The organism is Haloferax sp. KTX1 (genome assembly GCF_902410085.1).
Classification (GTDB): domain Archaea; phylum Halobacteriota; class Halobacteria; order Halobacteriales; family Haloferacaceae; genus Haloferax; species Haloferax massiliensis.
Genome location: NZ_CABPRH010000152.1, coordinates 1 through 459, shown reverse-complemented (window position 1 = coordinate 459; position 459 = coordinate 1). Strand labels below are relative to the sequence as shown.

At 65.1% G+C, this 459-nt stretch carries 1 pseudogene; it reads left to right on the top strand.

What is annotated here, in order from left to right:
* Window positions 1-342: pseudogene (locus FY251_RS21220) on the top strand (CDP-alcohol phosphatidyltransferase family protein); the annotation flags it as partial.
* Window positions 343-459: the final 117 nt, after the last annotated feature.

The window sequence follows — 459 nt, the reverse complement described above, 5'->3', positions numbered from 1 at the left end:
CTCGACCATGTGCTCGACCGCTACGCCGACATCGGTATCATCGTCGGCCTCGCCGCCGGCGTGAGCCAGTGGGAACTGGGCATCGCCGCCGTCACCGGCGTTTTGATGACTTCCTATCTCGGGACCCAGGCGCAGGCGGTCGGCCTCGACCGCGTGTACGGTGGCCTGCTCGGTCGCGCTGACCGGCTTGCACTTGTCGGTGTGGTCACGGGCGTCGCGGCGTTCGTCCCGAACGCACTGGCCGGCCTGTCGCTGGTCGGTTGGCTGCTGGTCGTGTTCGCCGTTGTCGGCCACGTCACCGCCGCTCAGCGGTTCTATCACGCGATGCGGGCGCTCGACTGAACATCGGCTCAGCAATTGACGGACCGGCATCCCGCTGAGAACGACCAGTGCACTATTTATACTGATCAGCGTGGCGAATCCCCCGACACACCATGAACGGGGATGAAGCCGAAACTC